The organism is Halorientalis persicus, from assembly GCF_900110215.1.
In the GTDB taxonomy this organism is placed as follows: Archaea; Halobacteriota; Halobacteria; order Halobacteriales; family Haloarculaceae; genus Halorientalis; species Halorientalis persica.
This window is the reverse complement of sequence record NZ_FOCX01000007.1, coordinates 35,808-50,842: the sequence shown is the minus strand read 5'-3', so window position 1 is coordinate 50,842 and position 15,035 is coordinate 35,808. Positions and strand designations below refer to the sequence as shown.

Here is a 15,035-nt window from a genome sequence, read left to right as displayed (position 1 = left end):
GGCCGGGTCAACACCGCTCCTGCTCGAAGGTGAAGTAGACGCCGTCCCGGTCGTGTTCCTCGACGTACGGGCGGCAGATGACCGTGAGCACGTCACCGTCGTCGCACCGGCGCGGGTAGTAGTGGTAGTCGGTCGTGGCGTCCTGTACCAGCGGATCGTGACCGATCCCCGCCCGGGCGACGTAGCGTCGACTCGGCACCACGTCCTCGTAGGTCACGGGATCGGTGGCGTCGTCCATCGACGGGACGTCGACCGTGTCGTAGAACGCGTCGGCCTCCTGGTACGCGGTCCGGTCCTCGCGGAACAGGTGGAGTACGATCAGCCGATCTCGGTCCGTGTAGTTCAGAAACTGGAGCGTCAGCGCCGGCGGGTCCCCGCCGCCGAGACCGAGCGTTGAACAGCCGGCCGTCCCGACGCCGAGTCCGACGCCGACGAGCCCGCGCCGCAGGATCGCTCGTCTGGAGGGCATACCGTCGCCGACACGTGTCGGCGAAAAAATCATTCTGGTTCTACGAGTTCGGATCGGGCTCCAGCGCCACGAACTCCATGCCCTGCTCGGCGAGCAGTTGCCGTGCCCGGTCGGTCACCGAGGGCGCGATTAGAATCCCGCGCACGTCGGCGTCGGCGTGGAGGTCCCGCTCTAAGGCGTCGACGTATCGGCCGAGTTGCCCTACCGCGTCCGGGCCGACCCGCCTGCGTTTCAACTCCACGACGACCCGCCGCCCCTGGTCGTCCTCGCCGAAGATGTCCACCGCGCCCGCTGGCGTCTCCCGCTCGGTCGCCAGCGGGGAAAACCCCGACTCGACGAGATCCGGGTCGTCGAGGATGCGCTCCCGGAGGTCCTCTTCGGTGCCCTCCAGCGCGAGCTCGGTCTCGTCGGTCACGTCGTAGGCGGTGACCTGCAGGATCTCCTCGAAACGGACCAGCAACTCCTCCTCTGGGGTCGAGCGCAGGCTGTGGAGTTCGAGGCGGCCGTCGGTCAACCGGGCCTCCTGGGTGGACCCCGGCGGTTGCCAGTTGACCGGCTGGTGGCCCTCGTCGGTGTGGACCAGCGTCGTCCCGTCGGGCTTGCAGACGACCAGTCGGTCGCCCGGGCCGAGATGGCTCGACGCCCGGCCCTCGTATTCGACCGTACAGGTGCCGAAGACCGAGACCACGTCTTCGCGCTCGAAGGCCGCGGCGACCGCCTCCCGGGCGTCGGCGGGCGTCGGACTCGCGAGGGTCGTCACTGCGGCCGCGTCCTCGGCGTCCACACTCTCGTCACCCTCGTCTGTCACTGCCCGGTCGTAGTCGCGGTCGGCGGATAAGCGCGTCGGGAGCGGGCGACGGCGGTGAATCGGGTGGGACTGCTCCGAAAGCCCTCGGCCGTCTCGACTCCCGCGGCTCGCTGTGCGCTTCGGCCGCGTCGCGGCCTGCAGTGCTTGCGTCGCCGGGGTTCGTCGAGACGGCCTCGCCCTTTCAGTCCGCCAGGATGTGGACGTAGCGCCTGCAGATACTGACTGTTCCCGAACCGCCTCAGCCATCCCATCCATCCGGGTCGGCGTCGGGTCCGAGGTGGACCGTCCGGCCCTCGGCGTGCCAGGACTGGACTTCGCTGGCCAGGAAGGATCGGGCGGTTGCGAGCGGGAGACGGTCGTCGCGGACCATCGCCAGCGTGGCGGCTTTCAGGCCGGCGACGCGGCCGCGCAGGAACTCCCCGTCCGGTTCCACGTGGTCGGGGTCGACGCCGACTAGCGCGCCGTCGCGGGGGCGGACCGTGTCGTGGCCCGGCAGACCGAACCACGCGGCGAGGTAGGGCTGGACGGTCCCGTCGGCCGCGACGACGTAGCAGGCGTCGTAGGTCTGCCAGTCGACGTGGCTGGTCAGGAGGTCCTCGAAGGGGCAGTCGGTCGCCAGCGGCTCCGGATCGACGCCGGTCGGGGTGCCGGTGCCGTCGGTCGGATCGAACCGGCTTCCCGGCCGAACGGCGGCGAGTGACGCCGCCAGAAGCCACTGGTAGGCACCCCAGTGAGCGTAGTGGAGGTCGTACCGGCTGTCCGTCCGTTCATAGGCGACGAGTGCGCGCTGTCCCACGGTGGTCACGGGCCGGGTTGGTCCCGTTCTCGGACAAAAGGCTCAGGGCTCGACCAGTTCGAGGTCGGCGACGGCGTCGCGGGCGCGCTCGCGAAGGTCGTCGGGTTCCAGGTCGCGGAGTCGGTCTAGCCGCGCGTTGGTCTCGGCCTGGGCGGGGGCGAAGCGGTTACAGCCCGCCGGGATCGTCGAGTCGGTGAAGGTTCCGATCTCCTTGGCCCGTTCGGTGATGACGTTCTTGTCCATCGTCAGGAGCGGGCGGAACACGGGCAGGTCGGTCATCGGGTCGGTGACGCTGAGGTTCTGTGTGGTCTGGCTCGATTTCTGGCCGATGGCCTCGCCGGTGACGATGCCGGCCGCGCCCGCGTCGAGGGCGATCTCCTCGGCGACCGCGAGACAGAACCTCCGGAAGGCCAGCATCCGCCCCTGGTCGAGTTCGGCAGCCAGGAGTTCGACCGTCTCGCCGCCGGGGACCACTCGAAGGGATTCCCGGAAGTTGGGCGCGTACGAGCCGAGGGTCCGGACGGTTTCGACGGCACGAGCCCGGTGGTCCGGCCCGCCGTACTCCCCGAGGTCGACGTAGACCGGGATGACGGGACAGCCCTTCCGCATAATCTCGTAGGCCGCCACGGGCGAGTCGATGCCGCCGCTGACCAGCGCGACGACCGGCCGTTGACTTCCCAGCGGGAGGCCACCCGGCCCCGGGATCTCGTCGAGGTACAGGAAGGCGGCGTCCTCGCGGACCTCGACGTTGACCGTGACGTCGGGGTCGTCCAGGTCCACTTCGGGCTCGAACTCGTCCTCGACGGCGTCCCAGATGGCCTGTCCGCCCTCCCGACCGAGGTCCTCGCTGTCCATCGGGAAGGTGTCGCCCGCGCGTCGCGCGTTGACGGCGAAACTGCCGCCGTCGTAACAGGCCTGTGCGGTCTCGGCCATGGCGTCGAGGATCGGCTCGGGCTCGGCCGGGAGTGCCCGGGCCGGACTGGTCGAGACGACGCCGAACGCGTCGGCGGCGACCTCGGCGGCCGCCGTGGGCTCGTCGGTCCACACGAGCGGTCTGGTCGGTCGTCGCTCCACGTCACCGTCCACGCCGCGGTCGGCAAGTAGCGCCTCGATGTTCTCGACCAGGCGCTCTTCCATGCCACGACGGACGCGACTGCTCTTCGTACTCATGTCCCCGTAGCGGACGACGACCGTCTCAGCGCCCGGCGGCTCCATGTCCGGGCAGAGACGGTTGGGGGTTAAATTCCTGTTGTCGTCGGTGCGCGCCGATGCTGTGTCGACGACAGTGTTCAGCGCAGCGCCGCGTAGACGACACCGAGGACGCCGCCGTACACGAGGTGCCACACGAGACTCGGGATCGCGAAGTTGGGAAGCGGCGGTGCCTTCGGGAACCCGACCGCGCCCAGCCACACGGGCATCACTAGCGCCGCGAGTCCGATCCACGTCACGACACCCCAGGCCAGTCCGGTTCCGACCACGGCGGCCGCCGAATCCTCGGGGATCGGCGCGAACCGCAGGATCGCCGCGAACGCGACGCCCAGCACCGCCCCGTGGGCGATGTGGACGGTGATGCCAGCGATACCACCCGAAAGTCCGTACAGCGCCGGAATCGCGGCCGTGATCGTCGGCGGGTTCATCGCGACGGTCAACGCCGACATCACCGCCGCACCGACGATGCCACCTGCGACGCCGGCCTGCCAGTCTTCCGGCCCCGTTCCACGCTCCACGATCGTGTCTGTTTCAGTCGCCATTGCATCCGGAGCGTCCACGGGAACGTCCGTAATATCACCTCGCGTTTGCGTGTGTGTTACAGGCGCGCACGGCCGGAAAAAACACGCCCGCATCCGGCGACGACGAACCACGCACGGCCTCTCTCCGGAATCTAGCTTCGGTCACTCGTTGGCCCCACTCGCCGACGTATCACGTGCCAGTCGACACGGACACACTGGGTCGATGGCCACCCGACTGTCGATCAATTCTTGCTTCTCGACTTCGAAACTATGTCTGCTTCCGAATTTCAGCCGCTATACCTCCCAAACCCAACTGGTTGGGCAAGGCTGTTTTAACTATCTAAACCTAATTATACAATGCATTATGGCACAACCTGGCACAGAGAGCGTTTGGCTGTGGATCGGTACCGCACTGATGGCGTTGGGGACGTTGGCGTTTATCGGCATGGGCTGGAACGAGAACGACGCAAAGAAACAGGAATACTACATCATCACGATATTCATCCCGGCCATCGCGGCCACGTCGTATTTCTCGATGGCCATAGGGTTCGGATTGACGGAGGTCATGGTGGCCGGGGAGGCCCTGGACATCTACTGGGCCCGCTACGCCGACTGGCTGTTCACGACGCCGCTGCTGTTGCTCGACCTGGCACTGCTGGCCGGGGCCGACCGCAACACGATCTCGACGCTCGTCGGACTGGACGTCGGGATGATCGTCACGGGCCTGGTGGCCGCGCTGACCACCGCGAGCCAGGCGATGCGGATCGCCTGGTGGGGTATCAGCTGTGGCTTCTTCCTGGTCCTGCTGTACATCCTCGTCAGCCGGCTGACCGCCCAGGCGGCCGACCAGCCGGGTGACGTGGGTAACCTGTTCGGGACGCTCAGGAACGTGGTGATCCTGCTGTGGCTGGCCTACCCGATCGTGTGGATCGTCGGGACCGAAGGCCTCGGCCTCGTCCCGCTGTACTACGAGACGGCCGCGTTCATGGTGCTCGACGTGCTAGCGAAGGTCGGCTTCGGCTTCCTGTTGCTCCGGAGCCGGGGCGTCCTCGACCAGGCCACGACCGGCACCGCCGCCGGCGACGCGGCCGCCGCCGACTGATCCCCGACCGCGTGCGATTTTTTTCGTACACGACACCGACCGATACCACACGAACCACTAACCGACCCGCCCTGGATACCACCACCATGACCGGATTCGACACCCCACGTTCCCGTGGAGGTCCGCCCCGATGAGCGACGGGATCGCCCTCGTCGCGCTCACCTACCTGGAGTTTCACCTCCTGTTCATCCTGCCCCCGCTCGTGGCGTTGCTCGTCTTCGCCGGGCCTGCCGAGCGTCCCTACGCCGGCCCCTTTGGCGTGGCGTTGCTCGCGGCCGTCGCCGTCTGCTACACGACGCCGTGGGACAACCACCTCATCGCCACCGGTGTCTGGGCCTACGGCGAAGGGACCGTGCTCTTCCGGATCTGGCACGTGCCCATCGAGGAGTACCTCTTTTTCGTCCTCCAGCCCGTGCTGACGAGTCTCTGGCTCGCCCGCCTGCCCACCCGGAGCGACCGCGCGTTCGGCATCTCCCTTCCCCAGCGCGCGCTCGGCCTGTTCGGCGGCGGCCTCGTCGCCGCCCTCGGCCTGTTCTTTCTCGCCGAGTCGACCTACTACCTCGGCACGCTGTTGCTGTGGGCGAGCCCCGTCCTCGCGATCCAGTGGGCGTTCGGCTGGCCCGTCCTCTGGGAGCGTCGCCGCACGCTGGCACTCGGCGTGGGCGTCCCCACCGCTTACCTCGCGGCCGTCGACCGCATCGCCATCGAACTCGGCATCTGGACCTTCGATCCGGCGTACATGACCGGCCTCGCGATCCTTGGCCTCCCAATCGAGGAACTCCTCTTCTTCGGCCTGACCAACGTCTTCCTCGTCCAGGGTCTCCTTCTCTTTTGGTGGGTGACCGATCGCTGGGAACAGGTCCGGACGGTCTGGCGTCGTAGCGCACCCACTGGCTCATGATCCGAACCGTCCCTGGCGTCGACCTCGACGGCTCGATCCGAGACACGCTGACCCGCGGCGTCCTCTGGCCCTCCTGGGTCGTCACGGCCGCCCTGATCGTGCCGTTCGTCTTCGGCGTCACCGTCCCGCCGGTCGTCCAGTACGTCCCGCTCGTCGCCAGCGTCCTCGTCCTCGGGTTGCCCCACGGCGCGATCGACCACCTCGCGCTCCCGCGCGTCCGGGGCCAGGATCCCACGCTCCGTCCCATCGCCGGCGTGTTCGCCCTCTACGGCCTCCTCGGGGTCGCCTACGCCGCCGTCTGGTTTCTCGCCCCCACGGCCGCGTTCGTCTTCTTCATCCTGCTGACCTGGGCCCACTGGGGACAGGGCGACCTCTACGCACTGCTGGCCGTCGCCGACGTGGACTACCTCGACACCCGCCTCCGGCGCGCGCTCGCGGTCGTCGTCCGCGGCGGGTTGCCGATGCTCGTTCCCCTCGTCTTCTTCCCGGACTGGTACCGCCGGGTCGCCGACGCGCTGATCTCGCTGTTCACACTCGGCTCGACTGCCAGCATCGCCGGGGTCTTCCAGTTCGAGACGCGCCTGGCGCTCGGTATCGGGTACGGCCTGCTCGTGTTTGGGTACCTGGCGATGGGGTACCTCGGCTCCACCGTCGGGCGCTCGACCTGGGCCGTCGACGCCGGCGAGACGCTGTTGCTGGTCACCTTCTTCGCCGTCGTGCCCCCCGTGCTCGCCGTCGGCGTCTACTTCTGCGTCTGGCACGCCTACCGCCACATCGCCCGCCTGCTCCCGCTCGAACCGAACTCCCGGGCCGCGCTCGACGACCGTCGGCTCCGGCCCGCACTGGTTCGCTTCGCCAGGGAAGCCACGCCGCTGACGCTGGCCTCGCTCGCGCTACTCGGCGGGTTCTACCTGCTGGTCCCGAACCCACCCGCGGCGTTGCTGGGGTGGATCGGGCTCTATCTCGTCCTCATCGCCGTGCTGACGCTGCCACACGTCGCCGTCGTGACGCTCATGGACCGCGAGCAAGGAGTGTGGTCGCTCAGCCGCCCGTGATCGCCCGCAACTGCGTCCGGGCGATCCGCTCCGAGGCGTTCAGCGGCACGTTGCCGGTCACCTGCACGTAGACGTTGGACTCCTGGGCGTCGACGGCCGCGATCGTACTGTTCGGCCCGGTCAGTTCCGGCACGCCGAACGCCCGGTCCCCGATGGTCACGTCCGTCGTATTGATCCCTTCCGACCGGTAGGTCTCGCGCTGTGCGTCCAGGAACGTCCGCGCGTCGGCGGGCGACTCGAACACCAGCACCGCGATCTGGAGGTTCGCGGTCCCGTTTTTCAGTTCGAGTACCTGCCCGGACTCCATGCCCGCTGGCTCCGCGCCCGGCGCGCGCGTACCGTTGTCCTCCCAGCCGACGAGCGTCTCCGCCGACAGCAGGTACTCGCTCGCCGGCTCGTGGTACTCCGTCGCGCTCGGCGTCGGCGTCCCCCCGCCCGGCGCGCCGTTACAGCCCGCGAGGACGAGCAGAACTGCCACGGCACCGACCGCCACGATCGACCGACTTCGACTCTCCATAGGCCACCCGTCGCCCCCGTCTCGTAAAAACGTGGTCGCCGTTTCGCCCGCCGTGTGACTGCTCGCGACTCAGTCCCGCCACAGCCGACCGGCGACGCCGCCGGCGACCCCCGCCAGCGCCGCGAGGACGCCCAGCCCCGGCCCCGTGCCTGCCGTCGTGTCGGGTGTTGCCCCGGTCGTCGACGCCGAGGTCGCCGCCGGGGTGGCCGTCGGTCGCTCCGTCCCCGTCTCGGCCGCCGTCGCTGTCCCGACCGATCCCGCGGCCGTGATCGCGAACGTCCCGACGACGCCGGCGTGGTCCGAGGGCCAGACCTGCACCGTCTCGCCGTCCCTCTCGTAGCGAACGCGGTCCGCCGAGCGGTGGCCGACGCGACTGGCCGCCGTCGCGGACACGTCGCCGCGGACGAGCAGGCCGTCGACGCGGCTGTTCAGCCGCGACTCGGCGTTCCGGAGGGTCCCGTCCTGACAGCAGGTGAACCCGTCGCGGTCGGGGTGGCGCGCGGCGTAGGCGTCGGTCAGTTCGCCAGTGAGTCGCTCGTAGGCCGCCGTTTCCGCGCCGGGGCCGCTGTTGAAATCGCCGCCGACGATCACCGGCCGGTCGGTCGGGAGCCAGTCGAGCAGTTCCGCGGCCTGGTCGACCCTGAGTTCCCGACTCACCGACGACAGGTGCGTCGAGACGACGGTCACCGTCTCGCCGGCTACCGTCACGTCCGCCGCGCAGAAGCCACGCCGGACCGCGAGGTCGTCGAGGCCCAGAAACAGGGCCGCTGCCTCGACCTCGAACGCCGCCTCGTAGGTCCTGCTCGCGGTCGCGGTGGCGTCGCGGTCGCGCCGGACCAGTACGGCGTCCCGGTCGGTGAGACGCACGTCGGCCGTGCCGTCGTCGGTCTCCGCGGGGAGTTCCACGTCCGTCGTGACGGTCGACGCCGCGACCTCGTACTCCAGCCCCCGTTCGGCCAGTGCCGACTGGATCGCGTCCAGCAGGTCGACGACGACGGTCTCGGCTGGCTCCGGGGAGTCCGTCCCGAAGTCGCTCGGGCGCTGGACCCGGAGCGCGGCGGCCTCCTGCAATGCCACGGCGTCCGGTTGGGTGGTCTCGATCTCGGCCGCGATGGCACCGATCCGCGTGGTGGCCCGGTCGGGATCGAAGTCGCTCAGGAGGTCCCCGGCGATCCGCCGCACGTCGTCGAGCGAGCGCGCCTCGAACAGCGCGAAGAGGTCGACGCCGAGGGAGAGGTTCCGGGTCAGGACCGTCAGTTCGGGGGCCGACTGGGCCGCTCCAGCGCGTGCCGCCGCGCCGGTCGTGCAGGCCACGCCCGCCGTCGCGCCGGCAATCCCGCCCAGCACCGTGCGTCGGCTGACAGACCTGTCGTCTGCCGGTGGTTCCATTACCGACAGGTTCGGCTCCGGCCACCTGAATGTAGGGGGTGTATCGCGGTGCGGTCGCGGAGGCTGTGGCTGTTGCTGTGCGGGAACACCAGTGCAGCACCCGCGAGCGCGGCGAAGCCGCGCTCGCGGCCTTTTTCCCCACGTTTTTGGAGCGGGGGGTTCGCCTCCGGCGAATCCCCCCGCTGTAAAAAGTGGGAGCTAAAAAGTGGGTTTTATTTGGCGCGGCCCTGACCGCCGTTGTTGCTCGGCCGGTTGTGTTCGGTACCTTTGCCCTTCTTCTGGAGGCCGCGGTTGGACTGTCCGGCGCTGGTCAGGCCGCGGTAGGCCCGGCCGCGCTGGGAGTCGTCACAGATCCAGCTGAGATCGTCGTCGTTCTCGATGGCGGGGTGGTGCGGGTCGAGCAGGATCACTTCGAACCACTTCTGGCGGCCGTCCTGCCCGACGGAGTAGGAGTTGAGCACACGCAGGTTGCGGTACTTGCGGGTGGCACGCTCCTCGGCGACGCGCTGGAGGTTCTTCCGGCGGGTGATCCGGGTCACACCCTGGCGCTTCGAGCGCCGGCCGGCGGTGAAGCGCTGCTTGCGTGCGCCGCCTTTGCGGATGCTGGCGCGCACGACGACCACGCCCTGCTTGGCCTTGTAGCCGAGCGAGCGGGCCTTGTCCAGTCGGGTCGGGCGCTCGATGCGTTCGAGGGCCCCCTGGTCGCGCCACTCCTGCTGGCGCTGCCACTGGAGATCTGCGAGCTGTCCGTCGTCGGGGTCTTCCCACGCCTCTCGGATGTGGGAGTAGAAGCTCCGTGTCATGGGCTATCACCACGGGCGTCGAGTGGTTCAATCCTCCGGGGGCCGGACGGCCCGGCCGCCTGCCCGGGGTCAGAGACCCCGCCGATCACATCCCGTCCTGTGGAGACCGAGCGACTCGATCTCGGCAGGTGCCCGCTGGTGCCCGTCGACCAGCGAGTTACCTCGTTCTTTCCCACTGCCGGGGTTAAACACTTCGAACTCTCCCCGGCCCCACCGCCGACCCTCCCGTGGTACCTACTCGAAGTAGGTGAGCAGTCGCTCGCGGTTCAGAAATCCCCACGCCGACCCGACGAGCAGGATCAGCAGCGTCACCGCCGTCAGCCTGAGGTCGCCGCTGGCCAGTCCGGACCCGGAGAGGTTCACCAGCAGGTAGGCCGGCAGGCGACCGAAAAACGAGATTGCGACGAGTTTCGGGAGGTCGATATCGGTCAGGCCGCCGACGAAACAGAGCACGTCGTCGGGCAGCCCCGGGACGAGAAAGATCACGAACAGGCTCACCGTGCCGGCTTCGTCGACGAAGGCGTCGAAGCGAGCCAGCAGGTCGTCCCGAACCACGCTCGCCACGAAGGGGCGGCCGTACCGCCGCGACAGCCAGAAGGCGATGGCGCTCCCGATCGTGACTCCGACGATGCTGTAGACGGTCCCGAGGACGCTCCCGAACAGGTAGCCGCTGGCGAAGGCCGTCACCTGTCCCGGGATCGGTGCGACGACGACCTGGATCGCCTGGATGGCGACGAACACGAGCGGCGCGAGGACGCCGTACCCGTCGACGAACCGGCGGAGTGCGGCTCCGTCGGCGAGCATCGGCAGATACTCCCGGACGAACAGCCAGAGACCGGCGACGGCGGTGACGACGACCACCGCCGCCACAGCGAACCGCCAGCGGGCCGCTCGTGACTCGAACACTCTCGTCGGTCCCCCCTCGGCCATACAGACACGTCGGATCGATGGAAATTAATCTCGGCGGTTGCTACCGAACGCCGGGAATCACGCACGCGTTTAACAGGCCACCCTCCGTCCCCCGAAACGTCGTATGTCTCCGTCGAGACTCTCGGATCGCCGACGCCTCGCCCGCGCCGGCACCCGTCTCCTGCAAGCCAGTATGCTGGCGATACTGGTGGTCGGCCTCTACACACGCAACGTCGGGATCGTAGTCAACGCCGCCATCGCGTTCGCGACGACGCTCGTCCCCGCGATAATCGAGCGTGACCTTCGGATCGAACTGGACGCGCGGCTCACGCTCTGGATCACTCTCGCGCTGTTTCTGCACGCACTGGGGATGCTCGGGTTCTACCACCAGGTGGGGTGGTACGACCGCCTCACGCACACACTCTCGGCGGCGGTCGTCGCGACCGTCGGCTACGTTCTGGCCCGCGCCATCGACGACCACAGCAGGGCCGTCGTCCTCACGGATCGGTTCCTGTACGTCTACGTCCTCGTGTTCACGCTCGGGCTGGGCGTCCTCTGGGAGATCCTCGAGTTCGGGACGGCGCTGGGGGCCCGGCTCCTGGGTTTCGAGCCGATCCTCACGCAGTACGGGCTCACGGACACGCTGGGGGATCTGCTGTTCGATATGTTCGGAGCCGTCGTCGCCGCGGCGTTCGCGACCGAACGCGTCTCGTCGGTCGTCGACTCGCTCCGACGGGGCCTCGATCGCCACGAGCCGGACGACGATAGCCCTCTCCGCCCGATCGCCCACGAACGCTCGCCCGTGACCAGCCTCGACGAGGTGGTGCGACGCGATCGGACGAACGCACGGCGCTCGTGGCTGGTCGTCGGTGTCCTCGCTCTCGTAGTCGCCGGTGCGGTCGCGACCGGGGCGGTTCCGTTCGCCGTCCCCGTTGCGGTCGTCGTCGCGCTCGCGCTCGTCCCCGCGGTCGCCTACGGCGACCCCCGCGCAACGCTCCCCTGGCAACTCCTCGTTCTCCCGGCAATTCCGGTCTTCGGCGGGGTGTTCGCCCAGCCGTGGCTCGCCGCGACGCCGCTGATCTACGTCGCGGTCGCCGCCGTCGCGCTCACCGTCGCCGTCGAACTCCACCTCTTCACGGATGTCCGTATGACGCCCACGTTCGCCGTCCTGTTCGTCGTCGTCACCACGATGGCTGCAGCCGGCCTCTGGGCCGTCGGCCGCTGGCTCGTCGACCTGACGCTTGGAACCACCCTCCTGCTCGATCCCGGGCAGACCGGCGACGAGATCGAGACCCGGCTCATGTGGGAGTTCGTCTACGCCGCCGCCGCGGGCCTGTTCGCCGGCGTCCTGTTCGAGTGGCGGTTCCGACGGGACTGAACGGCCGTCTCCGGCGCTCTACTCACCGAACGGTGTCTGCTCCGTCTCGCCGCTCCGCTCCGATTTGATATAGCGATATATGATTTATCTTTCGAGTTTCGGTGTGTCCACTTTCACGAGAGGGTTCTGCCGATACAGGGCTGCTACAGACAGAATGTCGGAACAGACGTACCGATGTCGGCGATCACTCGCGGTGATCGTCGACGGTCTCGAAGCGGCCCTCCGCGACGGCGGCCGCGACGGCGTCGGTGGTCACGTCGTCGACGTGTTTCGGGTACTTCCGACGGAAGTAGCCGACGATGTTCTCCACGTCGCGCGCGAGCAGTTCGCGGCTGTTCTCGTGATCGGTCGGGACGGCCTGGGGCCAGTCGAAGACGGTCACGCCCTCGTTCCCGACGAAGACGTTGTACTCGCTCATGTCCGCGTGGACGTACCCCTCGTCGTAGGCCGTCGCCAGTTCCGCGAGAATCAGGTCCAGGATCGGCACGACCTGCTCGGGTTCGAGTTTCGTCCGGGAGAGCTCGGTCGCGTCGATCTTCTCCATGACGATGGCGTGACGGTTCTGATCGACCGGGCGCGGGACGCTCACGTCGGGATAGAGCGTTTCGAGGGCGTCGTACTCCCGCTCGGCCGCTTTGCGCGCGGTGTACTGCCAGGAGACGTGGTCGCGATCCGAGGTGTAGTTGCGCTCTTTCATCACTTCCCGGAAGTTCGTGTATCCCTCGCGGTGGTATTTCAGGGCCAGCGGCTTGTAGGAGCGGACCTCGTACACGTCGCTTTCCTTGCCCACGCCCAGCGGTGCGCCGAACTCCTCGACGGTCTCGCGCTCGATGAAGCTGTGCAGTGCGAGCGCGTCGTACCCCTCGAAAGTGAGCTTGAACCCCTGGTACTGGATGGTCTTCCGTTCGACCAGCCCGCGGTCCTCACACCGGTCCAGCCGGTAATCCACGTTCTCCGGCGAGAGCCGCGAGAATTCCGGGATCTTCCCCTTGGCCACCCACTCCGAGAACCGCATCCCCTGCTCGATCCCCGAGAGCAGGTGGAAGTCCTCGGGTTCGAGCTCTCGCATGAGCGGCGCGACGTTTTCGACCATTAGACGCCCGTAGCGGACCGGTCCGTAAAAGCCCGACGCGTCCGGTCGCTGGCGGCCGTAAATCCCATCGCGCTATATCGAATCTGGCTCGATTCGTTGGAACCACCCCGGAACAGGAGTCCGAGAGAGCGTGGTTCAGTCGTTCTGGCGACGACGGTCCGGATGCCCGTTCGGCGAGCCGTCTCCGCCTGTCGAGATGTGACTCGTGATGCAGTCCTCACGACACGATCGCACGGCGAGCAGCGGCACGCTCAGGTCCCGAAAAGACGCCAGAGGGCGTGTCACGCTGCCACGTGTCGGTGGCTCAGTCGTCCGCCGAGATGGGCTGCCCGTCGTCGTCGGTCGGGGCGGGGCTCTCGCCGTCGTCGAAGGGGTACCACGACTGCTTGGCGTCGGTCGGGCACGGGTCGTCGTAGCCCTCGACTTCCTCCGGTTCGGCCAGTTCGACGATGGTCTCGTGACTGGTGGCGTCGACCCATTCGCTGAACGTCTGGCCGTCCGAGCGGAGCGTCGCGTAGGCCTCGATCATGTTGGCGATCATACCGGGTACCTCGTCGGCCGGGACGCGCTGGCGGACCCAGTCGATGAAACTGGGGTCCTCGCCGATCCCGCCGCCGACACCCACGTCCATCGCTTCGACCATCTCGCCGTCCTTCCGGGCGCGCATCCCCTGGAGGCCGATGTCGGCGGTCATCGCCTGTCCGCAGTCGGCCGTACAGCCGGAGAAGTGCATCTTGATGCGGTCCACGTCGTCGGGGATGTCGACGTTGTCGCCGAGCCACCGCAGCAGGCGTGCCATCCGCGCTTTCGTCTCCGTGAGCGCGAGCGAACAGAACTCCGTCCCCGTACAGGCCATCGCCCCCTGGGTGAACGGGTTCGGCTCCGGTGAGTACGTCTCGAGGAACGGCTCGTCCAGCAGGCTCGCGAGCGCGTCGTCAGGGACGTCCATGATGAGGGGATTCTGCCGACGGGTCAGCCGGACTTCCCCGGAGCCGTAGGTGTCGGCGAGGTCGGCCAGTTCGATCGCGTCCGCGGCGGGGAGCCGGCCGACCGGCACCGAGAGGCCGACGTAGTTTCGACCGTCGGCCTGATCGTAGACACCCACGTGGTCGTGGGTACCGAGATCGGTGTTTTTGCCGGCATTGTAGGTGTACTCGCCGCGGAAGTCCGTCCCGGCGGTCTCGAACTCGAAGTCCAGTCGGTCGTCCAGTTCGTCGCGGATCTCGTCGGTCCCGAGATCGTCGACGAAAAAGCGTCCACGGTTCTTCGAGCGGTTCGTCCGGTCGCCGGCCTCGTGGTAGAACTCGACGAACGCCCGAACCGTCTCGACGGCGTGTTCGGGCCGGACGAACAGGTCCAGCGGGCGAGCCCGGCGCGCCTCGCGGCCGCCCAGTCCGCCACCGACCCGGACGTTGAACCCTGTGTCCGGCTCGCCGTCGACGATCCTGCGGGCGGGTTCGAGTCCGATGTCGTTGATGGCGTCCTGGGCACACCCCTGTCGACAGCCCGAGACGGAGATGTTGAACTTCCGGGGCATATTACAGAGCTCGTCGTCGTCCCGGATCGTCTCCTGGATCTCCTCCAGAATCGGACGGGACTCGACGACTTCCTCGCCCTTCCCGGCGACCGGACAGCCGGAGATGTTGCGCATCGTGTCACCGCCGGCCGACCGGGAGGAGACACCGACCGATTCCAGTGTGTCCCAGATCTCGGGGACGTCTTCGAGTTTGATCCAGTGCAATTGAATGGACTGGCGCGTCGTGAAATCGAGCCACCCGTTGCCGAACTCGGGGTTCGGGACCGGTCCATCGGCGTACTCGCGTGCCACCTCGCCGATGGCTCGCAACTGGCCCGGCTCCAGAACCCCCCCGCAGTTGGTCAGGCGCATCATGAAGTACGACTCCTGTCCGCCACGCTGGTGGAACACCCCCCAGAACTTGAACCGGGAGAACCACTCCTCGCGTTCGTCTTCGGGAATCGAATCCCACCCCTTCTCGGCGAACTCGAGTAACTTCTCGCGTACCTCGTCGCCGTACAGCTCCCCCTTGATCGCTTCTTTGTCCTTACCCATCGTCCACCCCGACG

15 protein-coding genes are annotated in these 15,035 nt (G+C 68.0%); 4 read left to right on the top strand and 11 right to left on the bottom strand.

The features are described 5' to 3' along the window. Positions 1-7 precede the first annotated feature (7 nt). The 5 genes from BMX17_RS09575 to BMX17_RS09555 form a co-directional block, all read right to left on the bottom strand. On the bottom strand, positions 8-469 hold the full coding sequence (locus tag BMX17_RS09575) for a hypothetical protein (protein WP_092659392.1): 462 nt from the start codon (positions 467-469) through the stop codon (positions 8-10). A gap of 40 nt (positions 470-509) precedes the next feature. After that, the gene (nucS, locus tag BMX17_RS09570) at positions 510-1,277 is read right to left on the bottom strand and encodes an endonuclease NucS (protein WP_394327900.1); all 768 of its coding nucleotides are present in this window, start codon (positions 1,275-1,277) and stop codon (positions 510-512) included. A gap of 238 nt (positions 1,278-1,515) precedes the next feature. Next, entirely contained in the window at positions 1,516-2,082 is a 567-nt protein-coding gene (locus BMX17_RS09565; protein ID WP_092659390.1) for a DUF6735 family protein, read from the bottom strand. Positions 2,083-2,115: 33 nt separating this feature from the next. After that, on the bottom strand, positions 2,116-3,288 hold the full coding sequence (locus BMX17_RS09560; protein WP_092659388.1) for a tRNA sulfurtransferase: 1,173 nt from the start codon (positions 3,286-3,288) through the stop codon (positions 2,116-2,118). Between the two features lie 74 nt (positions 3,289-3,362). Further along, complete coding sequence (locus tag BMX17_RS09555) at positions 3,363-3,824, bottom strand: DUF6789 family protein (protein WP_092659386.1); 462 nt, start codon at positions 3,822-3,824, stop codon at positions 3,363-3,365. 202 nt (positions 3,825-4,026) lie between these two features. On the opposite strand from BMX17_RS09555, the gene BMX17_RS09550 reads away from it, so the two are divergent. From BMX17_RS09550 to BMX17_RS09540, 3 genes are all read left to right on the top strand, one after another. After that, on the top strand, positions 4,027-4,905 hold the full coding sequence (locus tag BMX17_RS09550; RefSeq protein WP_394327899.1) for a bacteriorhodopsin: 879 nt from the start codon (positions 4,027-4,029) through the stop codon (positions 4,903-4,905). A 130-nt stretch (positions 4,906-5,035) separates the two neighbouring features. After that, positions 5,036-5,806, top strand: a complete 771-nt coding sequence (locus tag BMX17_RS09545; protein WP_092659382.1) for a lycopene cyclase domain-containing protein — start codon at positions 5,036-5,038, stop codon at positions 5,804-5,806. Beyond that, positions 5,803-6,861, top strand: a complete 1,059-nt coding sequence (locus BMX17_RS09540) for a Brp/Blh family beta-carotene 15,15'-dioxygenase (protein WP_092659380.1) — start codon at positions 5,803-5,805, stop codon at positions 6,859-6,861. The genes BMX17_RS09545 and BMX17_RS09540 overlap by 4 nt, the downstream gene beginning before the upstream one ends. Here the strand turns inward: BMX17_RS09540 and BMX17_RS09535 are convergent. The 4 genes from BMX17_RS09535 to BMX17_RS09520 all read right to left on the bottom strand — a co-directional run bounded on the left by BMX17_RS09535 (position 6,848) and on the right by BMX17_RS09520 (position 10,500). Further along, positions 6,848-7,378: a hypothetical protein gene (locus BMX17_RS09535; protein ID WP_092659378.1), complete on the bottom strand. Its 531-nt coding sequence runs from the start codon at positions 7,376-7,378 to the stop codon at positions 6,848-6,850. The two genes, BMX17_RS09540 and BMX17_RS09535, sit on opposite strands and share 14 nt — an antisense overlap. Positions 7,379-7,447: 69 nt before the next feature. Further along, positions 7,448-8,767, bottom strand: coding sequence for an endonuclease/exonuclease/phosphatase family protein (locus tag BMX17_RS09530; protein WP_092659376.1), 1,320 nt, complete (start codon positions 8,765-8,767; stop codon positions 7,448-7,450). A gap of 212 nt (positions 8,768-8,979) precedes the next feature. Then, positions 8,980-9,570, bottom strand: a complete 591-nt coding sequence (locus BMX17_RS09525) for a 50S ribosomal protein L15e (protein WP_092659374.1) — start codon at positions 9,568-9,570, stop codon at positions 8,980-8,982. Positions 9,571-9,804: 234 nt separating this feature from the next. Then, positions 9,805-10,500 carry a TVP38/TMEM64 family protein gene (locus tag BMX17_RS09520; RefSeq protein WP_092659371.1) on the bottom strand — a complete coding sequence of 232 codons (696 nt, stop codon included), beginning with the start codon at positions 10,498-10,500 and terminating at the stop codon, positions 9,805-9,807. A gap of 103 nt (positions 10,501-10,603) precedes the next feature. On the opposite strand from BMX17_RS09520, the gene BMX17_RS26930 reads away from it, so the two are divergent. Further along, positions 10,604-11,857: a DUF2238 domain-containing protein gene (locus BMX17_RS26930; protein ID WP_244514972.1), complete on the top strand. Its 1,254-nt coding sequence runs from the start codon at positions 10,604-10,606 to the stop codon at positions 11,855-11,857. 184 nt (positions 11,858-12,041) lie between these two features. Here the strand turns inward: BMX17_RS26930 and BMX17_RS09510 are convergent, their stop codons facing one another. Both BMX17_RS09510 and BMX17_RS09505 read right to left on the bottom strand, forming a co-directional pair. After that, positions 12,042-12,950, bottom strand: a complete 909-nt coding sequence (locus BMX17_RS09510) for a serine/threonine-protein kinase RIO2 (RefSeq protein ID WP_092659369.1) — start codon at positions 12,948-12,950, stop codon at positions 12,042-12,044. Between the two features lie 304 nt (positions 12,951-13,254). Next, positions 13,255-15,021 (bottom strand): nitrite/sulfite reductase, encoded by a 1,767-nt coding sequence (locus BMX17_RS09505; protein ID WP_092659367.1) that lies wholly within the window; start codon positions 15,019-15,021, stop codon positions 13,255-13,257. Positions 15,022-15,035 lie beyond the last annotated feature (14 nt).